The following is a 22,449-nucleotide window of genomic DNA, read 5'->3' as shown; positions in this document are numbered from 1 at the left end:
GAGATGAATTTATTCTACTATAGTATTTGCAATTTGTCAACATGGGAAGGGAAAAGTATGAATAAGTATTATGTAGGAATGGACATTGGCACAAACTCAGTAGGCTGGGCAGTAACAGATGAAAAGTATAACCTGTGTAGATTTAAAAAGAAAGATATGTGGGGTATCCGGCTCTTTGAGAGAGGAAAGACTGCAGAAGAAAGACGCGGAAAAAGAACAGCCAGAAGAAGACTGCAGAGAAAGAAGCAGAGAATTAATCTGCTGCAGGAACTCTTTGCGGAAGAGATGGCAAAAGTTGATCCGACATTTTTTCTTAGACTTAACGAGAGCAGACTGCATATGGAGGACAAGCAGGTACAGGAAAAGTATCCGTTGTTTACCGATGATAGCTATTCAGACATCAACTATTATAAACAGTATCCAACAATCTTTCACCTGAGAAAAGATCTGATGGAGAATCCGAAAGAACATGATATCAGGCTGATTTATTTGGCAATTCATCATATCCTGAAAAACAGAGGTCATTTTCTCATCGATGGCGATCTTAGCCGCGCCACTGAATTTGGTGCGGTCTTTGAACAGCTGATTGATATGATTGAGACAGAACTTGCTATCGGAGTTTCTGTTGAAAGCAAAGAGAGCTTTGAAGATGTTTTAAGAGATAAAAAGCTGGCAAAGAGTGCAAAAGCAAAGCGCCTCAGCAGTATTCTGACAGTAGATGAAGGTGAATATATTAAGGACGAAACCAAACGCAGAAAAGCAGCGATAGATGCAATCTGCAAATTTATTGTAGGAAACAAAGGTGACCTGGCGAAAATTTTTGAAGAAGAGCTTACAGAACTGGAGAAAACGTCATTCAGCTTTTCTGATGCCAGCTATGATGAGAGTGTAAGACCAAGCCTGGAAAGTGCCATAGCGGACAAGATTTTTATCATCGATCGCATGAAAGCAGTGTATGATTGGAGTGTTTTGGCAGATGTTTTAGATGGGCAGGAATACTTTTCTTTTGCAAAGGTGAAGCACTACGAAGTGCACAAAAATAATTTGAGCAAGCTGCGGAAATTGATGAAAAAGTACTGCACTAAGAAAGTGTATAGGCAGTTCTTTGACGATTGCAGCGGAAAAGTTAATTATGCAAGTTATATCGGCAGCGTAAAGACCAGAGGAAAAAAAATCGATGTAAAGAGGTGCGCAGAAGATGATTTTTACAAAGAATTAAAAAAGCTTTTGCAACAGATGCAGGTAGAGGAAAATGACCGCATTGTTTGGGAAGAACTGCTGCAGCAGGCGGAATTAAAGAGAATGCTTCCACTGCAGCGCAGCAAGGATAATGGCGCTGTTCCAAATCAGATTCATCTGGCGGAGCTTGTGAAAATACTGGAAAATGCAGAAAACTATCTTGTCTTTTTAAGGGAAAAGGGTGCGGACAATTTAACTGTATCGGAAAAGATAAAGTGTATTTTCTCATTCAGAGTGCCATATTATGTAGGACCGCTCAGTGATCGGCACAAAGAGACGGGAGCAAATGCCTGGATTGTAAGAAAAAACGATGGGCAAGGAAAAATCTATCCTTGGAATTTTGATGAAAAAGTTGACAGAGAAGCCTCCAATGAAGAATTTATTCGTCGTATGACAAATAAATGTACATATTTGATTGGTGAAGATGTAGTTGCGAAAAATTCCTTGCTGTACAGCCGGTACATGGTTTTGAATGAACTGAATAACCTTAGAATTAGAGGAAGAGAAATCAGTGTTGGGTTGAAACAGGATATTTTTAACCATGTTTTCAAAACCCATACGAAAGTAAAGGGAAAGCAGCTTCTTAATTACCTTAGAGAAAGCGACCGTGATTTGCAGTTTGAAGATCTCAGCGGCTTTGATGAAGATTTTAAAGCAAATCTGTCGTCTTATCTGGATTTTGAAAAGCAGGTATTTGGCGAAAGAATTGCCGAGGATCGTGTAAAGTCTATGGTGGAAGACATTATAAGATGGAAAACAATCTATGATGATGACAACAGCATACTGATGAAAATTATCGAGAGAAAGTATCCGAGTGAATTAAATGCAGATCAGCTAAAAGCGGTTCGCAGGCTTCATTATAGTGGTTGGGGCAATTTCTCTAAAAAGTTTTTGTGCGGTGTAGAAGGTGTTGATAAGGATACGGGAGAGTCTTTTACCATTATAGAAGCGCTATGGCATACAAACTGCAATTTGATGCAGCTCCTTAGCAACCGGTTTACTTTTAAGGAAGAAATCGACAAAATTAACGGTGAATTAACCGGAAAAGTCACGGAAATCAGTTATGATGCGCTGGTGAAAGATTTATATGTATCGCCGGCGGTAAAACGGGCTATTTGGCAGAGTATCCAGATTGTAGAGGAAATTAAAAAAGTCATGGGAAGTGAGCCCGATAAGATTTTTGTAGAATTGGCGAGAGGCGAGGATAATGACAAGCAGAGAACCGTGTCCAGAAAGGCAAGGCTCCTTGCCCTTTATGAAGGCTGCGAGGCAGACGGGCGTGACTGGGCGAAGGAAATCGAAGACCGTGATGAACGTGACTTCAATAGCATGAAACTCTATCTTTACTATACGCAGATGGGAAGGTGTATGTATACGGGAGAGCAGATCAGCATAGACCAGCTGATGACGGCGAATGCCCGCTGGGATAGAGACCACATCTATCCGCAGTCTAAAATAAAAGATGACAGCTTGGATAATTTGGTTTTAGTGAAGAAAGAATTCAATGCTAAAAAGAGTAATGAAATGATTTCTGAAGAGATTCAGAGGAAGCAGAAACCATTCTGGGACAGCCTGCTGAAAATGGGATTAATCACAAGGAAGAAGTACGAACGACTGACTAGGAAAGATGATTTTTCGGATGATGAACTGGCTGGATTTATCAATCGGCAAATGGTTGAAACACGACAGTCCTCGAAAGCAGTTGTTGATCTTCTGAACAGAATGTACGATACAACAAGAGTCATTCCAGTGAAAGCAGGGATTGTGTCGCAGTTCAGACAAAGGGATCTTAATATCCTGAAGTCAAGAAGGGTAAACGATTATCATCATGCGAAGGACGCTTACTTGAATATCGTTGCTGGTGATGTGTATGACGCAAGATTCACATCTAATCCAAGAACATGGCTAAAAAATCAAAAAGAGAAGAACTATCACATGAACAGAGTTTTCGATTTTGATGTTTATCGCGGAAATGCCTGCATTTGGGAAGCACCGGAAGGCAATGGGAAAAAACGCAATGCAGACGGTGATAAGTTTGGCGGAACCCTGGATCGTATCAGGAAAATCGTGAAACAGAATAATATTTTATATACGGAGCACACTTACTGCGAAAAAGGGGAACTGTTTAATGCGACTATTGCTAAGAAAACTGAAGGTGCAAACATACCGCTAAAGGCTGGCCTGGATCCGGAAAAGTATGGCGGATACAAGAGCCCGAATACCTCGTATTTTGCGTTTATCGAGTTTGACGGAAAGAAGGGTGAACGAATCAGGAACATCATGGAAGTGCCTATTTATGTTGCAAATATGCTGCCGCACAAGCCGGACGCTTACCTGGAGTACTGCACGAAGATAAAGGGCTTGAAAAATGTAAGCATTCTTCGCGGTTGTATCAAGAAGAATGCACTGATTCGCGTGGATGGATATCCGATGAGAATTCGGGGTGTAGATTCTAAAAATATATTATTTAAAAATAGTTTACAACCCAAGCTGGATTTCTGTGAAGAACTGATACGCCATATCGAAAAGTATCTGGAGAAGAACGTACAGTTTGATGTAGATGAAAAGAGGGACAAACTGAGTGAGGAAAGCTTAATCAATCTTTACGATATTTTGACGGAAAAACTGAAGACGGTGTATGAGAAGAGACCTGCTAATCAGTGGAAAACGCTGGAGGTAGGCGGAGAAAGGTTTTTGCAGTTATCCTTAAGAGATAAGGCAAGAGTAATCAACCAAATCCTGAATATGGTTCGCTGTGATATTAATACGAAAGCAGATTTGACTTCCGTGGGAGGAAGTGCGAATGCTGGAAGTATTTCGGTCAATAAAAATACCGCTGGCAAGAGCAAGTTAATCCTTGTCAATCAGTCTGTCACCGGTCTCTTTGAAAACAGAATCGAGCTTTGATATGAGCTGGCGGACGGTTGTGATTACAGGCTGCGCAAAGCTTGACTACAAGATGGACTACCTGGTTGTCAGAAAGCAGGACGAGACGAAGCGCGTTCACTTGAGTGAAATCGGTCTTCTGATGATTGAATCCACAGCAGTATCCCTTACGGCGGTACTGCTGTGTGAACTGACCAAGCGAAAGGTGAAAGTGATTTTCTGCGATGAACAGCATAATCCTCACTCAGAACTGTTGCCTTACTACGGCAGTCATGATACCAGTATCAAGATAAAAAGACAGATCGGATGGAGCGACAGCAGCAAGAAAGCTGTTTGGACAGAAATTGTTGCAGAAAAAATTCGCAAGCAGGCATTACATTTGGAAGAAAGAGGCTGCTACCAGCAGGCGGATACGCTGAAACAGTATATAAAAGAACTTTCTTTTGGAGATGAAACCAATCGAGAAGGTCATGCCGCGAAGGTTTACTTCAATGCGTTATTTGGAATGGATTTTTCCAGAAGTCAGGAAAACTCAGTCAATGCTGCGCTGAACTATGGGTATGGCATTCTGCTTTCCTATTTTAATCGTGAAATTACAGCCAGCGGCTATATGACCCAGCTGGGACTTTTTCACGATAATATGTTTAACCAGTTCAATCTGGCGTCGGATTTCATGGAACCGTTCAGAATACTGGTGGATAAAAAAGTCTGGGAAATGTCACCGGTCAAATTTGAACGGGAAGAGAAGATGGAGCTGGTGTATCTTCTCAGTGAGAACGTGGAAATTGACGGAAAATATCATTATGTCAGCAATGCGATTAAGATATACTGCAGGAGTTTGTTTGACGCACTCAATGAAGGCGATATATCGCTGATTAGATTTTATAGAGATGAGCTATAGATATATGAGAGTAATTGTATTTTTTGACTTGCCGACAGAATCTCTGGAAGATAAGAGAGAATACAGGAATTTTCGCAAGTTTTTAATCAAAAAAGGATTTCTGATGATGCAGGAAAGTGTTTACTGCAAGCTAGCGCTGAATACTACGGTTGCTGATGGAATCGTGCAGGCGGTCAGAAGCAATAAACCTGCGCGGGGTTTGGTGCAAATGCTAGTAATTACGGAAAAACAGTATAACAGAATGGAGTTCGTCGTCGGAAGCGGTCAAAATACAATTGTGGATTCAGATGACAGGGTGATAGTATTATGAGACTGACGTATTACGAATTGAATTTTACCATAGAATTGAAAAGAGGCGGTCTTTTTTCAATTATCCTTGAAAGTCCTGCTATTTTTGAACATTTTCTTGTAAGTCTTCACGGACAGCTTGGAAAGGAGTGCTCAGCTTTTGCCCTTTCGGAAGACGAGAAAGAATTGGAGCTTATCAAGTGCTGCGATCTTGTTATATCCCCGTTTGATTTGACATTTGCGAAAAAAGAAATTTCAAAGAAGCTCTTTGCCGAGCTTGAGGCGGCTGCGCAGGAACAGGAGTTGGTTTCTGAACTTAGTGAGATTTACGGAAGTCTCTTTGGGGTGCTGGAGAAACTGCGTTTTGCCGCGGATTATGAAATCGAGTATAATTCGGATTTTGCAGTCTCGGATATTCTAAAAAACTGCGGCGTACATTTGACCGATCCGGCAGGATTATATGTTGAAAAACTGATAGATTATATGATTGTCATGCACAAACTGCTAAAGAAGGAACTCTTTATCATTGCAAATTGCAGTGGATATTTAGATGAAGAGGATTATGAACATATAGAAAAAGCGGTAGCACATTATGATTTGTGCATTGTATTTGTAGAAAACAGACAGTTGCGTTTGCCAAAAATAAAAAAAGAGTATATAATTGATAAAGATTTATGTGAAATACACTAGTGTTTTACCATATGGATACGAGGGCGTAGTGGCCTGTGCTTGAGAATTGAGGTTTGAGAGTAGTGTAATTTCATATGGTAGTCAAACTATCATCTATTGGTATGTTGAGAAAATCGAGTTTGAGAGTAGTGTAATTTCATATGGTAGTCAAACAGTACCTATGAATAGCGGCGAGTATGACTGGTTTGAGAGTAGTGTAATTTCATATGGTAGTCAAACAGCGTATATAATAAGCTTGCAATTGCAGTTGTTTGAGAGTAGTGTAATTTCATATGGTAGTCAAACCCAACTGAACCAATTGACACCATGATTTTTGTTTGAGAGTAGTGTAATTTCATATGGTAGTCAAACTGTCTAAAGCAGGTAGAGCGGACACTATAAGTTTGAGAGTAGTGTAATTTCATATGGTAGTCAAACCAGGGCGGTCAGACTATTACAACCCTCGAAGTTTGAGAGTAGTGTAATTTCATATGGTAGTCAAACTGATATCATTTTAAACCTGACAACGACGCTGTTTGAGAGTAGTGTAATTTCATATGGTAGTCAAACAATTAGTAGTAAAATCAAATGATTTTATCAGTTTGAGAGTAGTGTAATTTCATATGGTAGTCAAACTGATTTTTATTATGTCGAATCAATAAACCTGTTTGAGAGTAGTGTAATTTCATATGGTAGTCAAACTTCGCTTCTGTAAAAGCTCCTGCGCTTGCTGTTTGAGAGTAGTGTAATTTCATATGGTAGTCAAACTCACCCAAATCAGAAGCGCAATCAAGATTTGTTTGAGAGTAGTGTAATTTCATATGGTAGTCAAACGTAGAAAATGGAAGATAAAACAGACAAAGAGTTTGAGAGTAGTGTAATTTCATATGGTAGTCAAACATGAGATTGAAGAGAGCACTGTAAGCGATTGTTTGAGAGTAGTGTAATTTCATATGGTAGTCAAACTTATAAACGCCATCACGTTTTTTTACGGCGGTTTGAGAGTAGTGTAATCTTACAAGTAATTCTGAACAACTTAAAAAGCAGGTGAGTAGCGGCATCAAATTGATGCCGTTATGTATTTACATAAATGGTAAAGCACCGCAGGTCTTCACACAACCTGAATTTTTGAGATAATAGCTCTAGTTGAAAAACTTTGTCAACTTTGCGCACTTTCTAAACTCGGAGGGGTATCTATCAACGAAATTCAAACTGTAACGAAAAATATTAAACTTCAACAGTGACCCAAGTATCATCCAGGATTGTAAAGCCAGCGGTCAGCAGGTGAATAACTACTGTGCAGACTATGCAATCTCACGTAATGCATACTGCTACTTTATGTGCTTACGCTATCTGCTGTAATTTTTGCTGTTGAATTTTACAGCAAAATAGTGTATGATGAAAGCGATGAAAGGAGCTGATTTATATGCCAAATATTAAACCGATTTCCGACTTGCGAAACTACAGTGAAGTACTGCGAGACGTTTCGGTTGGCGCGCCTGTTTTTCTTACCAAAAATGGCAGAGGCCGCTATGCGATTGTGGATATGCGGGACTTTGAAAAAATGCAGGCAACCATAGCTTTGATGAACGAGCTTGCGCGGGGTAAGAATTCGGGAGAGGAAAAGGGATGGCTTTCGGCCGATGATGTGAAAGCACATTTCAAGATGAGAGCAAATGGGAAATAAACTGCACTATTCACCAGAAGCATTGAAAGATCTTGATGAGATTTGGGATTATATCAGTTTTGATTTATGCAGCGTGGATGCGGCAGCAAAAACGGTTGATAAAATTATTAATAAAGTGAGTAGGTTAGAGGACTTTGCAGAAATTGGCGCATCTTTGTCATCTATCATTGATACAGAAAGTGAATACCGTTTTTTAGTAATCGGCATGTATTTAATCTTTTATCGCATTTCAGGGCAGGACATTTACATTGACCGTATTTTATATGCACGGCGGAATTATATGCGAATCCTATTTCCTGACGAAGAAAACTCAGACATGTGAAATACGTTAGATAGACTGAAACCACTGTACAACTTCAAAGCGGGAGAATGATGTAATAAAAAATACAAAACAGTATTGATGATTTTGATGAAACAGGTTATATTGTTTTAGAGGTCTGAGAGATTGACTATTTTATTTTACACGGAGGAAAAAACATGAAATTTGTAATTCAGCGTGTCACGGAAGCGGCGGTGACTATAGATAATCAGATAAAGGGAAAAATTGACAAAGGGTTTCTGGTGCTAATCGGCGTAGGGAAAGAAGATACCAAAGAAATTGCGGACAAGTACATCAAGAAACTACTGGGGCTTCGAATCTTCGAAGACGAAAACGGCAAGACCAATTTGTCTCTTGCCGATGTAGACGGTCAGCTTTTGCTCATATCCCAGTTCACCCTTTACGCAAACTGCAAAAAGGGCAACCGCCCCAGCTTTGTGGACGCCGGCGCACCGGCGGAAGCCGAAGCCCTTTATGACTACATTGTGGAAGAATGCAGAAAGGTCGTGCCGGTGGTGGAAACCGGAGAATTCGGCGCAGAGATGAAAGTATCCCTGCTCAACGACGGTCCTTTTACTATTATTCTTGACGAGGCGATTTTATAAGAGGTTCATTCGATTCAGGTGCGCCGGACAAACTGTCGTCTTTCTTTACAAGGAAGAAGACGGTGATGAAAAAAGAAAAGATCTGAGGCATATCACCAGATAGTTGTTTTCTGACTGTGGAAAAATGATGATTTATATGTTTTTTAGATAAATTGAAGCTAAGGGCTGCTTTTAATTTGCTGCGAAAATTTTGCGTATTTTAGGTTTTTTTTTATGTGAGACAAAGGGTGATTTTCCATAACGCGAGAATTTATTTCAGGCGTTAGGCAGAATAGCAGAAGAAGTGAATAGAAATGGAGGGAGAAAACATGACATTCAAACAATTATTTTTCCGGCTGTACGATAGAAAAATCACCTCCGGTGAGATGTCTTTCGGACAGACCGGTATCAGAAAAGACCAGTTTACAAAGCTCTGCACAGAAGACGGTTTTGTCTTTTCAAAAGAGGAGCTGACGGATATTTGCCGGAGAATGGGAGCTAGCGAAGAGGAAAGAGAGGCTCTTTTTGAAGCGGCAAGTCGGTTTTGGTAGAATTTTTTCTATCTTTTGGAGAATTTCGAGTAGTTGACTTAGTCCTATTGATTTTTTTGAAAAGTCATAGTACCATCACTTGTAGTTGATGAAGTCTAATAAAGAAACAGAGAGGAACAAGTGATGAAAAAGAAAATATTATCTGTGATTCTTTGCCTGGCAATGATTTGCTCTGCACTGGCTTTAACAGCGTGCGGAAGCGATGAAGGCGAGAAGATTGGTGAAGCAGAAGAAGTTGTAACCTTGAAGGTCGGCATGATTGGTAAGGACATTAAAACTGCTTGCATTATAATTGCAGAGGAGCTGGGATATTTTGACGAAGCCGGTATTGATGTGCAGTTTGAGAAGATTAATTCTCTGCCGGACGGTCTGACTGCTGTCAGCATGGATAAACTGGATATTTTACCGTTTGGTTCAATTCCTAGCTGTTCATTTATTTCTCAGGGTACTGATGTTGTTATCTTTGGCGGAACCATTTCTGAGGGCAGCGAAGGTATCGTAAAGGGTGACGAGAAGTATACAGAGCTTTCTCAGTTTGAAGGAAAGAAATTCGGCTGTTTCAGAATGGAAACTGGTCATATGATTATGAAAGGTCTTCTCAGAGAAGCAGGGGTTAATGCAGAGTTTATCTATTTGGATTCTTCCCAGTCTATCGTTGAAGCGGTGAACAAAGGTGAAGTGGATATTGGTATGGTAAACAGCGGTTACGGTTATGTTGCAGAACAGACCGGCGCACATATTGGTTTCCAGGTGGGTGACTTTGAAAGTGATTTCCCTTGCTGCAGACAGACTACATCAAGAACAGCAATCGAAACCAAGAGAGATGCGCTGGTAAGGTTTGAAATGGCTGCGCTGAGGGGATACGCCACATTCTTAAACGATAAAGAAACCAGCATTGAAGCATTGGTTAAATATTCCGGACAGGATGCCGCCTATGTAGAGGCGATTATGTACGGCACTGACGCATATAAGAATGCCATGAAGGTATCTCTTGATCCGAACAAGAAAAAAGTAGCTGATTTCTATGAAGTTATGAAAGCTAACGGTGATATCGATGCAAATACTCAGTACGATATCAACGATTACATTGATACGTCCATCTATGAGGACGCGTTGAAATACCTCATTGCCGAGGGTGAAAACAAAGACATCTATGAAACATTACTAGAAGAATTTGAGGCGAATAACTAATTATGATAAGATTTGAACACGTGGATTTTACTTATCCTGGGGGAGACAGTAAAGTGCTCAGCGATCTTTGCCTAGATATAAAAGACGGGGAGTTCCTCTGCGTAATTGGACACTCCGGATGTGGAAAGTCGACCCTGCTGCGTCTTGCAGCAGGGCTGGACCGGCCGCAGACAGGCAAAATTTACATAGATGAAAAAGAACTAGCCGGTCCGTCAGCGGACCGGACTATTGTCTTTCAGCAGTATTCTTTGTTTCCGTGGATGACAGTAAAGAAAAATGTTCTTTTTGCCATGAAAAAAACGGGTCGTTTTTCTAAGGAAGAGATGGAGCAAAGAGCAGTATATTTTCTGGAAAAAGCGGGACTGTCGGATGCAGCAGACAAATACCCTTACCAGCTTTCCGGCGGCATGCGTCAGAGAACAGCCATTGCAAGAGCGCTGGCAATGGATTCACCTTTTCTGCTTTTAGACGAGCCTTTTGGGGCACTGGATACTAAGATCAGAAAAGAGCTGCAGCAGCTTTTGCACCAGCTATGGGAAAATGGGGAGGAAAAAAAGACCGTCATTTTTGTGACCCATGATTTAGAGGAGGCTATGCTTATGGCTAGCCGTATCGTGTTTATCAAAGATGGCAAAGTGGCGCAGGAAAAATACATCGACAGCCAGATCAACAGCTGCTGTTGTGACGAACTGGGACAGGTGGACTGTTTGAGCCTGAAAGCGGAGCTTGCGAGGTGGTACGAATGATAAAGAAAACACGCATGTCTATTGTTATCAGCCATCTGCTGCTTTTTGCGCTCATCGTAACGATATTACTTCCTGCCCAAAAGGCAACGGAAAGTTATGTTTCTTTTTTGTGCGCGGCGGCATTGATGGAGGGATATTATCTTTACAGGCTGGTCCGTTTTCCGAATAAGAGAGACTCGGCGTCGGACATTATTTCCATTTTATGGGCACTGTTTCTGATTTGGGAAATCATGGTGACTAAGTTGAATCTTTGTCATCCCGTATTGATTCCGGCACCAGAAAACGTGTTCCATGCTTTTCGGACGGACTATTTGGAAATGGGAGTAGGAATCCTTTCTTCTATGGAAATTCTTCTGCTCGGTGTGCTGGTAGGACTTGCCTGTGGCACGCTTTTGGGACTGATTTGCGGCTGGCATAAGCGGCTGAAAGAAGTGTTTTACCCAATTGCGAATGTGCTGGCACCGATTCCATCGGTAGTCTTTGCTCCTTATGTCATTGCACTTATGCCCAGCTTTCGCAGTGCCTCTGTGGTGGTTATTATTCTTGGAATTTTTTGGCCAACCTTTTTAAAGACGATTATTTCTGTGGAATCAATCGACAAAAATATTATCGATTCGGCGAGGTCATTGGAACTTAAAAGCTTTTCCATGATTTTCGAAATCCTGTTGCCTTACTCTATTCCGGGTATTGTCAAAGGACTTCGGGTCACCATGACGACAGCAGTGATGATGCTGACCTTTGCTGAGATGATGGGCTCCACTGTAGGAATGGGTTATTACATTGTAAATTATAACACTTACGGAAATTACACAAAGGTTATTGCCGGTATCATGGTGGTGGCTTTTGTGGTAACTTTGCTCTCTGCCTTGGTGACATGGATTCAGAAAAAAGTTATCAGGTGGCAGAGCGTATAAGATTTGAAAAATGGTTAGAAAAAAATCTGGACTTTTTGAAAAAAAGTCCGGATTTTTTTATTATATAACGACCATATAACAAAAAACTAACCGGCGATGTTTATAATAGAGGTATAAATTATAAGAAAAAAGTAAAGGAGCGACCAAAATGGTATTTAATAGTGGACTAAAAAAACTTTTTTGCGCTGCCGCCCTTTTGTTTATGTTTGTAATAGCGGGGACGGTTGTTTTCGCAGATGACAGTATTGAGGGACTCTATGGTTCTTATGATGCTTATGACCCATATGATTCTTATGGCAGTGTGGAATCACCGGGCGTTGTAACACCAGATCCAGAAGAACCGGGTGTAACGCCAGAGCAGCCAGATAAACCAACTGTAACGCCTGATCCAGAAGAACCAGGTGTTACACCAGAGCAGCCGGATGAACCAACTGTAACACCTGATCCAGAAAAACCGGGTGTAACGCCGGAACCGGAGCAGCCGAAGCCAGTGGAGCCGACTCCAGTGCCAACACCGGAGCAGCCTGGACCAAGTGAGCCGGGCACAACACCGGAACTTCCGGATTTAGATGATACAGATGGCGCGGATACGTCTGTAGATATTGATGAAGAAGAGCCGCCTCTTGCAGGTTTACCGGAAGAAGAGCCACCGCTTGCAGATTTGCCGGAAGAAGAGCCGCCTCTTGCGGATACGCCAGATACGCCGGATGAGCCGATGACAGATATTTCCGATGCTGATGTACCCCTTTCTGACATTCCAACGACTGGAGACAACAGCAGCTTAATTTTGTGGGCAGGATTATTACTGTTTGCGACAGGTGGCGCTGCAGTAACAGCAGTAAGCCTGAAAAGAAAAAACAGAGTATAAAAGTCGAAGAACAATCAAAAGTGTGTAATTTAGATATTTAGCGGGTACAGCCGGGGATCTTACAAGAAGAGTAAGACGCCCGGCTGTATTCGTTAAGAGAGAAAGAAACACGAGGAAGAGGGAAAATAATTATCTTGAAAGCCATGTTGCCTTATGATAAAATATATTAGATTGAGGATTAGATTTGAGTTTTGGGATATTTTTTAGGCGCACTTATATGCAGTTTGTATAGAGGAAGAAAGAGTACGCTTTTTTTGCATGCATATTATAATTCAGGGAGGAGAAAAGATGGGCAATAGTTTAGAAGAAAAATGCAGCAGTTGGATGGAGCATGTAACTTTGCTCCTTTTGTTTCTCGCTTTCTTTATTCTGACCCTTTGTCAAACCGGCACTGTTTTAGTGATAGGACTTGTGGGTATCATTTTATGTATGACGGGTATGATGCAGCCTGCAGCGAAGGTAGATTTGTGGATCTTGCTGCCATTGATTTTTTATAATGTGATGAGTGCCTGTTCATCCTATGCGGTTTATGGGAATTTTGTTAAAGGGTTTGCATCGACTCAGTCGATTTTTCCAGTGATGCTTTTGCTGCTTTCATATTTATCCGCAGAAGAAAGAGTTCTTTTAAAACGACTCAGTGTGGTCTGGATGAGCATGATTGCGGCAATGGGAATCCTGCAGTTTGTGGCAGATGCATTGCAGGGGGACGCCGGCAGACTTGGTGGAGTCTTTGGGAATCCCAATGCGCTTGGGACATTTCTCGTCATAGGCTGGTTTGCGGCTATCAGTTGTAAAGAGGACAAAAAAACTGATGAGGGGGGGTGGAACCGTGTCTTTTCTTACGCGGAACCGCTTCTGCTGATTGCCCTTGCGCTGACCCTTTCAATGGGATCTTTTCTGTCTATGGCAATCGGACTTTTGGTTATGATAATCTTGCGGAGATACACCATGAATGAGATTGCCTCGCTTTTTGCCAGAGTTGGATTCGGTGTGGGAACAGGACTGCTTCTTTATATCGCAGGGGACAAAACCAACGCGCCGTGGGTCTGTGCGGTCATGTTTATTTATTGTCTCATCGCCATAGTGATGTGGAGCCGATTAGAGCGGTTTTTAAATGAAAGTCCATTGACTTCGTTTTTTATGGTAGGCGTCGGCACATTGGGTGCACTGGGTGCAATTCTGTTAAGACCTAACGCTACTGCAACTTTTGCAGAACGGATTGGTATGATGCGAAATGGTTTAGGATATTTTTTTGTAAATCCTATCCTGGGTGTGGGACCGCAGCAGTGGCGGATTCTTAATCTGCAGGACAGCGATAAGTACTTTAACACCTGGCATATCCACAATATTTTTATTCATGTGGGCGTAGAGCTGGGGTTAGTGGCGCTGGCAATGCTGCTGATTATTGTACTGCGGCACTACAAGAAAAAAGAGAGTGCAGCACAGAGGAGCGGTTTCACAGCAGCGCTGGTGCACAGCTTTATGGATACGACATTCCTTTATGTGGCGGCGGTGCCGTTTGTTATGTTGACAACAGAGGATGATGAAGCGAAAAAGCAGGTAATCAGTGAAAAGGTAACAAGACTAATTTTTGGCAGTTTTGCGCTGTATTTTGCATATAATGTATATTGCTGTGTGGTATAGGGACTTAGAAGGAGCTCGATTTTCATGGGAAAAAAGAACATACAAATGAAAAATAAAAAGCGTTATACTGGCGAAAAGATGCTGCTTTTGGGATTTTGTGTCATGGCTTGTTTTGTATTGCTGATGGCGTATCGCTTCATGTCCAGCATTCCTGATACGGTAGGACGGGAACTTTCTGCAGCAGAAGAGCAGGAAGTAATTGAAAGAAACAGTTCAATGATTGATTATATCTGGCTGACTGCCAATGCGGATTTTCCGAGAGGTGAGAAAATACAAAAAATTACAATTCATCATATGGCGGGTAATTTTACACTGGAACAGGTAGGAAAAGATTTTTCGACTAGTGACCGAAAGGCCTCTTCTAACTATGCCATAGACAGCACCGGCAGAGTGGCGCTTTATGTAGAGGAAGGCAACCGTCCATGGAGCTCCAGCAGCAAGGAAAATGATGATATGGCAGTTACTATTGAAGTCGCCAATGATGAAATCGGCGGCAGCTGGCATGTCAGCGATGCCGCTTATGAGAAACTTATTGCATTGTGTGCAGATATCTGCAGGCGTAATGGGATACAAAAGCTGGTGTATACTGGTGATGCTGCAGGGAACCTGACTTTGCACAAAATGTTTTCAAAAAAGACAGAGTGCCCGGGCGCATATCTGGAAAGCAAAATGGTCGACATTTCTGATGCGGTGAATCAAAAATTAAGCACATCAGATTCAAAATAGCTCTGGAAAATGGAAGCAATTCTTTTTTAGAGCAGTAATAAAATAATAATGAAAGAAGAGGAAGTGATAAAAAGATGCTTTTTAAAAGCAGTGTAAAAAAATTCTTTTGTTCTGCCGCCCTTCTATTTATGTTTATTTTAGCAGGGACGGTAGTGTTTGCAAACGAGAGTTTTGCAGACGTAAGTGGACCATATTCGCCGTATAATGAAGGCGGCAGTGATGTGAAAACATATGTTGTCACCTATGAAGACGGCGTGGAAGATGATGAAGTTTTTGAAACACAGGTATATCCGAACCTGAGTTTGGGAGAAGATACACCTAAATTTGACGGAACTCCGGTTCGCGACGGTTATACTTTTGTCGGATGGGACAAAGAAATCAGCGAAACTGTAACAGGGGATGTCACTTATGTAGCAGTCTGGGAACCTGTGAAGACAGTAAAACCGAGACCGCCGGTGATTACTTATACTGTAATTTATACCGATGGTGTAGACGGGGAAGATGTTTTTACAGATCAGATTAACTCAAATCTTTATTATGGGGAAACAACCCCGGAATTTAAAGATGGTATTCCAGAAAGGGAGGGATATGTCTTTGCCGGCTGGGATATTACAATCAGTGATACTGTGACGGGAAATGTGGTTTATACTGCAACATGGATTCCGAAGGAGCCAGTTGATATCGAGGACGAGGAACCACCGCTTTCTGAATATCCGCAGATACCAGATGAGGAACCACCGCTTGCTGATGTACCGGAAATGGAGCCGCCTTTAGCGGATGTGCCAGAGCTGGATCATTCTTCGGCAGGTGCTGTACCGCAGACTGGTGATGTACCACAGACTGGTGATGGCAGTGGACTGCCTCTTTGGATTGCAGGACTTCTGCTCGCAGGAAGCGGGCTGGCAGCAATGTCGGTCTGTCAAAGACGCAAGGGCAGAGAATAGCTGTAAGAGGGTGAAGAGATGTGCATAAAATGGAGAGAAATGTCGAGACTGTAAAGACGTGAACGGCGTAAAACAGAAAGAATACTGGGACGTATCGTTATTACAGTGTGAGAGACTGCAGTTTGGTTTAAACCGGGCTGCAGTCTCGTTTTAATTAGATTGTTTTGTGGTAAAGCAAAAAATAGAGAGTGTTGTTGGAAATATAACAGGAATCTAACCCGGAGAAATTTGCAGACGATCTGCAGCAGTCAGCAGCAACCCATACAGTATTTCTAACTACGGTAAACGCATGAAAAATATTATTAGCCATCTATACTGACAAAATGAGAGCAGCATGCAGGATTTTGTCAGCAAATCGTGAAGAACCCCATCTTAATACGCCCGAAATCCTGACAGAGCTGACAAAATCAAAAATAATTGTCAGCTCTGTCAGGATTTTTGATAGAAACACAGACAAAACTGACAAAAATCTAAAAAACTGTCAGCTTTGTCTGTCCCAGAAAATCACTAAACGTTTTTCGTGTATTTGCCGTGTATTTCTAACAAAAAACACTGTACAAACCTGCGTTAAAATGCTATAGTAAACATGGATGGCATTCATGAACCGAAGCGATACCAATTTTTATCTAAAACAGGAAATGTCTTTGGACTGTATCCGCTTTGACGGAACGACACTGGAGGCAGAAGAGCTTAGCGCATATCTACTCCCCGAGAAAATCAGGAGGTGATAGGTATGAGAGCAGGTTTTATAGGAGCCGGAAAGGTCGGCTTCTCACTGGGAAAGTATCTGGCGGAGGGTGGTATATCCCTTAGCGGCTATTACAGCAGAAGCCCCGCGTCCGCCAAAGACGCAGCAGCCTTTACAGGCAGCAGATACTACGAAACTTTAGCAGATATTGTGAACGACAGTGATACCCTTTTCATTACAGTGCCCGACGGCTGTATCAGTGAGATTTGGGATGACATGCGCAGTTTGCCTATTGAAGATAAGAATATTTGTCATTGCAGCGGTTCGATTCCATCGACCGTTTTTTTTAATGCGGAGGATAGGGGGGCCTTCAGGTATTCCATTCATCCTCTTTATGCAATCAGCAGCAAGTACGAATCCTACAAAGAACTTCCAAAAGCATATTTTGCTATTGAAGGGAGCCCGGCGAGGCTTGACGAGATGAGGCAGTGCTTTGAAGCTCTTGGAAACAAGGTGGGAATCATCAGTCCAGAGGTGAAAACCCTTTATCATGCAGCGGCAGTCATGGTCAGCAATCAGATGATTGCTCTTGCCGATATAGGAGCGCAACTTTTACAGCAGTGCGGCTTTGAACAGGAAGACGCAGAGAAGGCGTTGGCGCCTTTGATACTGGGCAATGCGCAGGCGGTGACCTCATTCGGGGCGGAAAAAGCCCTGACAGGACCTTGCGAGCGAGGAGATGACAAAACTGTGGCGGCGCATATAAAGGCACTTGAGGCGGCAGAATCTTTAGGCGAGGAGATTTTGCGGGCCTATAGAACGCTGTCAGTAAGACTTGTTAAGATTGCAGGACGAAAAAATCCGAGTAGAGATTACAGGAAATTGAAAAAGGAGTTAGAACAATGAAAAACACGGTGGCAACATTAAAGCAGCAGAAACTGGACGGAGATAAAATCACTATGCTGACAGCATACGATTATTCTACCGCAAAACTGATGGATGAGGTCGGTGTAAATACTATTTTGGTAGGAGATTCCCTGGGCATGACTATGCTGGGATATGAGGACACACTGTCTGTAACCATGGAGGATATGATACACCACACTGCGGCGGTTGCAAGAGGAACTAAGAACGCACTGGTAGTTGGGGACATGCCTTTTATGAGTTACCAGACTTCCGTCTATGATGCAGTGGTTAATGCCGGCAGACTGATGAAAGAAGGCAGATGTCAGGCTGTAAAGCTGGAAGGCGGCGCAGCGGTTTGCCCGCAGATTAAGGCTATTGTAGAGGCATCTATTCCAGTGGTTGCCCATATCGGTTTGACCCCGCAGTCTGTCAATGCTTTTGGCGGATTTAAGGTGCAGGGAAAGAGCGAAGAGGCAGCAAAGAAGCTGATTGAAGAGGCGAAGGCTGTTGAAGAAGCAGGCGCTTTTGCAGTAGTGCTGGAATGCGTTCCGGGTAAGCTGGCAAAGATTATCAGTGAGACTATTTCTATTCCGACCATCGGTATTGGCGCAGGAAATGGCTGTGACGGACAGGTTCTTGTATATCAGGATATGCTGGCAATTTTCTCCGACTTTAAGCCAAAGTTTGTAAAGCGTTTTGCTGATGTTGGCGCAGCTATGAGGGAAGGCATTGCAGGCTATATCGAAGAAGTCAAGGCAGGTACGTTCCCGGCGGAAGAACATACTTTTAAAATTTCTGATGATGTAATAAATAAATTGTACTAAAAAATAGGGAGCAAAGAGAATGAAAATCGTAAAAACCATAGAAGAAGTCAGAACGGCCGTCAAGGCTTGGAAAGCAGAGGGGCTTACCGTAGGACTGGTGCCTACCATGGGCTTTCTCCATGAAGGGCACGAAAGTTTAATTCTTCGTGCGGCAGCAGAAAACGATAGAGTTGTTGTCAGCGATTTTGTCAATCCGACTCAGTTCGGACCAGGCGAAGATTTGGAAAGCTATCCGAGAGATTTGAATAGAGACGCAGCCTTGTGCGAAAAGGCTGGGGCAGCCCTTTTGTTCAATCCGGAACCTTCCGAAATGTATGCGGACGATGCCTGCACCTTTGTGGACATGCGCGCCCTCACAGGAGAGCTTTGCGGAAAGTCCAGACCGATTCATTTCAGCGGTGTGTGCACGGTGGTTTCTAAACTGTTTAACATCGTGACGCCGGACAGAGCATACTTCGGACAGAAGGATGCGCAGCAGCTTTCCGTTATTCGTCGCATGGTGCGCGATTTGAACTTTGGCATTGAAATTGTCGGCTGCCCGATTATTCGTGAAGCGGACGGTCTTGCAAAGAGTTCCAGAAATACTTATCTGAACGCGGAAGAACGCAAGGCGGCACTGGTGCTTTCACGGGCGGTAAAGCTGGGAAGCGAAATGGCAGAGAGCGGTGAGAAATCTGCTGACGCTATCGTTTCCGCCATGAAAAAGGTCATCGAGGCAGAACCTATGGCAAAGATTGACTATGTACAGGCTGTAGACGCAGTTTCTGTGGAACCGATTACTGAGATGAAGCCGCCGGTGCTGGTAGCTATGGCAGTCTATATCGGAAAGACCAGACTCATCGACAACTTTATTTACGAAGGCTAAGGGGGAAAATCATGTACATCGAGATGTTAAAAGGAAAAATTCATCGTGCAACAGTAACGCAGGCAGAACTTGACTATGTGGGCAGCATTACTGTGGATGTAGAGCTTCTTAAAGCTTCCGGCATTTTGGAATACGAAAAAGTGCAGATTGTGGACATCAACAACGGGGCGCGTTTTGAGACTTATACCATTGCAGGGGAAGCAGGAAGCGGTATTATCTGTCTTAATGGCGCAGCAGCTCGCTGCGTGCAGAAAGGAGATAAGGTCATCATCATGGCGTATGCTCAGATGACGCCGGAAGAGGCATCGGAAAATCCGCCGAGCGTAATCTTCGTGGACGATGAGAATAAAATCAGTCGTGTCAGCCGCTATGAAAAACATGGCAGGCTGGAAGATATGGAATAAGGTTGTAGCCGCAGCTCTTTGCGAGGGAAGATTCTTGCAGAGGGCTGTTTTATTGTCTGAGGATAACAATGTTTGCGGGCGCGCATCTGAAGCTTTCCTTATTACGGTAAGCTAATAGAGGGTAAAGCGGCAACCTGCGAAGAAGATGGAATTCTTGCACACTACACTTGCAGCGCTTGTCATGTGAATTTTGATGAAGGCTACAAAGAAATGAACGGCGTAGTAATTGAAAAGCTGGGACATAAGGCAGTAGCTGATGAAGCTGTGGAAGCAACCTGTGCTGCAACTGGATTAACTGAAGGCAGTCACTGTGAGGTTTGCGGTCTTGTATTAAAAGCGCAGAAGATAGTTCCGAAAACTGAAGCGCATACACCGGTTGATATAGAAGAAACAGCTGCAACTTGTGTAAAGGATGGAAAGACAGCTGGGAGTAAGTGCAGTGTGTGTGATAAAGTTTTGATTGAGTCCGAGGTTGTGCCGGCGACAGGTAAGCACATTTATGAAAATGGAATATGCAGGGAGCAAAGATTAAGCTGACTTCCAAGCTGACGAAGCTGAACGGAAAGAAGGCAATTAAGGTGACGTGGACTGTTCCAAAGAACATCGAGGACATTGGTTTGGACGGATATGAAGTATATAAATCCACCAAGAGATACTCTGGATTTGGAAAGACTCCATATTTCAAGACAACAACAAAGAAAAACTATATCAATAACAAGGAACTGAAGAAAGGCAGAACTTACTACTACAAGGTAAGGGGCTATAAAGTGGTTGGAGATCAGAAGATTTACACCCCTTGGTCAACAAAAGCCTGGAGAAGGATTTAATTGATGTAGAGTTTATATGCAAAAAGACGACCTTTATAGGTTGTCTTTTTGCGCATTATAGTGAGAAAGGAAGACATTTATGCAGAATTTTGACGTTTTGCAAGGTCTGTTTTGGAGTGTTACATATATACTAATAATTGTATATAACGTAAAAAATCGGAATACGAATATACCGCCAATCGCAATATTTATAAATTTTGCTTGGGAGATAAACGCTTTGCTCCAAGATATTACAGTTGAAGGAACGGCTAGTTTTATACACATTGCATGGTGTGGGCTAGATGCTGCAATTGTGGGGTCCTACCTACTATTATGTAAGCCTGTATACTTTAAGAAGATTTTTCTAATGCCAATTTTTCTCTTGGGACTATTGTCATTTATGGTGGCGTTTAGACATTCAAATGGAATGTTGATAACTTCTTTTTTTATTGATTTTACTATGGAAATGGAGTATCTATTATATAGTTTCAGCAGCCGCAGCAAACAAATGAAAGTAGATATAACTGCACTATCTATAGGGAGTATCATTTGTTTGTAAATTTGATTGGGGTAATGATTCTGATGATTAATTATATATATCTTAGACGAATTTTACATCTCAAATGCTGTAAAAAACAACAATAAACGAATCTGTTTTTTCTATAATAGAATAGTCGCCAGGGAAGAATGTGTCCTTATTCGATTTCGGTGTTGGGGAAAATTAAATTATCAAAACTAATTATAAAATCCATGAAATCAAATACATTTTTTTCGGTGTATCATATCAAAGGGCTATTTTAAAGCTTAGGGATAACAGGTTCCGGCTCAAAAAAACTTGATTTTTGAGCCGGGCTGGGGTACAATATATATTAGATTTCATGAAGAAATTGCGTGCAGACTTTGAAAAGTTCTGATAAACATTGCATCATAAATTACATATTAGAAAGATTGCGCCACGAAGGCAGATAGGGTTTCGCAGAAACCCAGCTTTGTTCGTGGCGTTTTTGTTTTGTCGAGAGAGGATGAACATGGAATATAGAAATTTAGAAGAGTTTTTTAAAGAAAATCGAAAGGTAGCTTTGGCTTTTTCAGGCGGAGTGGATTCTGCGTATTTACTTTGTGCGGCGCAAAGATGGGAAGCGGATGTGACTGCCTATTTTGCAAAGAGTCAATTTCAGCCGCAGTTTGAGCTTTCGGATGCAAAGAGGTTGGCTGCAGAGCTTTCTGCAAAGCTGCGCATTTTGGAGTGCGATATTCTGGAGGACGAAACCGTTGCAGCAAATCCGGAAAACAGATGTTATTACTGTAAAAAGCACATTTTCGGTAGGCTGCTTGAGGCGGCAAAAGCAGACGGATACGATGTTATCATTGACGGCACTAATGCTTCTGATGATGCCGGGGACAGACCGGGCATGCGGGCGCTTTCCGAAATGAAAGTTCTGTCACCGCTGAGGCTTTGCGGAATGACAAAAAAAGAGGTTAGAGATCGCTCGAAAGCGGCTGGGCTTTTTACCTGGGATAAGCCATCTTATGCCTGCCTTGCGACGAGAGTGCCTACAGGCGAAAAGATCACCGAAGAAAAGCTGTGCCGGATAGAAGGCGCAGAGGCTGCACTGATGAAACTGGGATTTTCTGATTTTCGGATCCGAATGTTCCATGACAGCGCCAGAGTACAACTGCCAGATGCACAAATGGATCAATTTGTAGCTGTGAGGGAGTCCGTAACCGAAGCGTTAAAACCATATTTCAATATAATACTGCTGGATATGCAGCCACGATAAAGGAAAACAGAAAGGAAT

General features: G+C 42.4%; 23 protein-coding genes and 1 CRISPR repeat array. All 23 genes read left to right on the top strand.

Annotated elements, in window-relative coordinates; all coding sequences use genetic code 11:
- The first annotated feature begins 57 nt into the window (after positions 1 to 57).
- Positions 58 to 4,146 carry a type II CRISPR RNA-guided endonuclease Cas9 gene (cas9, locus tag D1155_RS01560; RefSeq protein ID WP_160200652.1) on the top strand — a complete coding sequence of 1,363 codons (4,089 nt, stop codon included), beginning with the start codon at positions 58 to 60 and terminating at the stop codon, positions 4,144 to 4,146.
- Positions 4,124 to 5,026: a type II CRISPR-associated endonuclease Cas1 gene (gene cas1 / locus D1155_RS01555; RefSeq protein ID WP_347560946.1), complete on the top strand. Its 903-nt coding sequence runs from the start codon at positions 4,124 to 4,126 to the stop codon at positions 5,024 to 5,026. Before cas9 ends, cas1 begins: the two co-directional genes overlap by 23 nt.
- A gap of 4 nt (positions 5,027 to 5,030) precedes the next feature.
- The gene (cas2, locus tag D1155_RS01550; protein WP_160200651.1) at positions 5,031 to 5,336 is read left to right on the top strand and encodes a CRISPR-associated endonuclease Cas2; all 306 of its coding nucleotides are present in this window, start codon (positions 5,031 to 5,033) and stop codon (positions 5,334 to 5,336) included.
- A complete protein-coding gene (gene csn2 / locus D1155_RS01545; RefSeq protein ID WP_160200650.1) occupies positions 5,333 to 6,004 on the top strand; it encodes a type II-A CRISPR-associated protein Csn2 in 672 nt (223 codons plus the stop codon). The genes cas2 and csn2 overlap by 4 nt, the downstream gene beginning before the upstream one ends.
- Positions 6,005 to 6,055: 51 nt before the next feature.
- Positions 6,056 to 7,015: a CRISPR direct-repeat array (repeat unit 36 nt; unit sequence GTTTGAGAGTAGTGTAATTTCATATGGTAGTCAAAC).
- Positions 7,016 to 7,409: 394 nt separating this feature from the next.
- Positions 7,410 to 7,670 (top strand): type II toxin-antitoxin system prevent-host-death family antitoxin, encoded by a 261-nt coding sequence (locus D1155_RS01540; protein ID WP_160200649.1) that lies wholly within the window; start codon positions 7,410 to 7,412, stop codon positions 7,668 to 7,670.
- Complete coding sequence (locus D1155_RS01535; RefSeq protein WP_160200648.1) at positions 7,660 to 7,992, top strand: type II toxin-antitoxin system RelE/ParE family toxin; 333 nt, start codon at positions 7,660 to 7,662, stop codon at positions 7,990 to 7,992. Before D1155_RS01540 ends, D1155_RS01535 begins: the two co-directional genes overlap by 11 nt.
- 155 nt (positions 7,993 to 8,147) lie before the next feature.
- Positions 8,148 to 8,594 (top strand): D-aminoacyl-tRNA deacylase, encoded by a 447-nt coding sequence (gene dtd / locus D1155_RS01530; protein ID WP_160200647.1) that lies wholly within the window; start codon positions 8,148 to 8,150, stop codon positions 8,592 to 8,594.
- A 308-nt stretch (positions 8,595 to 8,902) separates the two neighbouring features.
- Positions 8,903 to 9,124, top strand: coding sequence for a hypothetical protein (locus D1155_RS01525; RefSeq protein ID WP_160200646.1), 222 nt, complete (start codon positions 8,903 to 8,905; stop codon positions 9,122 to 9,124).
- Positions 9,125 to 9,247: 123 nt separating this feature from the next.
- The gene (locus tag D1155_RS01520; protein ID WP_160200645.1) at positions 9,248 to 10,315 is read left to right on the top strand and encodes an ABC transporter substrate-binding protein; all 1,068 of its coding nucleotides are present in this window, start codon (positions 9,248 to 9,250) and stop codon (positions 10,313 to 10,315) included.
- Positions 10,316 to 10,317: 2 nt separating this feature from the next.
- Positions 10,318 to 11,061, top strand: a complete 744-nt coding sequence (locus D1155_RS01515; protein ID WP_160200644.1) for an ABC transporter ATP-binding protein — start codon at positions 10,318 to 10,320, stop codon at positions 11,059 to 11,061.
- Complete coding sequence (locus D1155_RS01510) at positions 11,058 to 11,975, top strand: ABC transporter permease subunit (protein ID WP_160200643.1); 918 nt, start codon at positions 11,058 to 11,060, stop codon at positions 11,973 to 11,975. The genes D1155_RS01515 and D1155_RS01510 overlap by 4 nt, the downstream gene beginning before the upstream one ends.
- A 148-nt stretch (positions 11,976 to 12,123) precedes the next feature.
- Positions 12,124 to 12,843, top strand: coding sequence for a hypothetical protein (locus tag D1155_RS01505; protein WP_160200642.1), 720 nt, complete (start codon positions 12,124 to 12,126; stop codon positions 12,841 to 12,843).
- 288 nt (positions 12,844 to 13,131) lie between these two features.
- Positions 13,132 to 14,487 carry an O-antigen ligase family protein gene (locus D1155_RS01500; protein ID WP_160200641.1) on the top strand — a complete coding sequence of 452 codons (1,356 nt, stop codon included), beginning with the start codon at positions 13,132 to 13,134 and terminating at the stop codon, positions 14,485 to 14,487.
- Between the two features lie 24 nt (positions 14,488 to 14,511).
- A complete protein-coding gene (locus tag D1155_RS01495; protein ID WP_160200640.1) occupies positions 14,512 to 15,213 on the top strand; it encodes a peptidoglycan recognition family protein in 702 nt (233 codons plus the stop codon).
- Positions 15,214 to 15,341: 128 nt separating this feature from the next.
- The gene (locus tag D1155_RS01490; protein ID WP_160200639.1) at positions 15,342 to 16,157 is read left to right on the top strand and encodes an InlB B-repeat-containing protein; all 816 of its coding nucleotides are present in this window, start codon (positions 15,342 to 15,344) and stop codon (positions 16,155 to 16,157) included.
- A gap of 733 nt (positions 16,158 to 16,890) precedes the next feature.
- Positions 16,891 to 17,751: a Rossmann-like and DUF2520 domain-containing protein gene (locus D1155_RS01485; protein ID WP_160200638.1), complete on the top strand. Its 861-nt coding sequence runs from the start codon at positions 16,891 to 16,893 to the stop codon at positions 17,749 to 17,751.
- Positions 17,748 to 18,575 (top strand): 3-methyl-2-oxobutanoate hydroxymethyltransferase, encoded by an 828-nt coding sequence (gene panB, locus D1155_RS01480; protein ID WP_160200637.1) that lies wholly within the window; start codon positions 17,748 to 17,750, stop codon positions 18,573 to 18,575. The genes D1155_RS01485 and panB overlap by 4 nt, the downstream gene beginning before the upstream one ends.
- A gap of 19 nt (positions 18,576 to 18,594) precedes the next feature.
- Positions 18,595 to 19,440, top strand: coding sequence for a pantoate--beta-alanine ligase (panC, locus tag D1155_RS01475; protein ID WP_160200636.1), 846 nt, complete (start codon positions 18,595 to 18,597; stop codon positions 19,438 to 19,440).
- 11 nt (positions 19,441 to 19,451) lie between these two features.
- The gene (gene panD, locus D1155_RS01470; protein ID WP_160200635.1) at positions 19,452 to 19,844 is read left to right on the top strand and encodes an aspartate 1-decarboxylase; all 393 of its coding nucleotides are present in this window, start codon (positions 19,452 to 19,454) and stop codon (positions 19,842 to 19,844) included.
- Between the two features lie 183 nt (positions 19,845 to 20,027).
- Positions 20,028 to 20,381, top strand: coding sequence for a hypothetical protein (locus D1155_RS01465; protein ID WP_160200634.1), 354 nt, complete (start codon positions 20,028 to 20,030; stop codon positions 20,379 to 20,381).
- The gene (locus tag D1155_RS01460; protein WP_160200633.1) at positions 20,357 to 20,671 is read left to right on the top strand and encodes a hypothetical protein; all 315 of its coding nucleotides are present in this window, start codon (positions 20,357 to 20,359) and stop codon (positions 20,669 to 20,671) included. Before D1155_RS01465 ends, D1155_RS01460 begins: the two co-directional genes overlap by 25 nt.
- Positions 20,672 to 20,750: 79 nt before the next feature.
- Positions 20,751 to 21,209, top strand: a complete 459-nt coding sequence (locus D1155_RS01455; RefSeq protein ID WP_160200632.1) for a hypothetical protein — start codon at positions 20,751 to 20,753, stop codon at positions 21,207 to 21,209.
- A 469-nt stretch (positions 21,210 to 21,678) separates the two neighbouring features.
- Positions 21,679 to 22,431, top strand: coding sequence for an ATP-dependent sacrificial sulfur transferase LarE (gene larE / locus D1155_RS01450; RefSeq protein WP_160200631.1), 753 nt, complete (start codon positions 21,679 to 21,681; stop codon positions 22,429 to 22,431).
- Positions 22,432 to 22,449: the final 18 nt, after the last annotated feature.

Origin of the sequence: Anaerotruncus sp. 80 (assembly GCF_009936115.1) — a bacterium.
Lineage (GTDB): Bacteria > Bacillota > Clostridia > Peptostreptococcales > Anaerovoracaceae > Senimuribacter > Senimuribacter intestinalis.
Note: the sequence above shows the minus strand (reverse complement) of the source record. Positions and strands in the feature narration are given on the sequence as shown.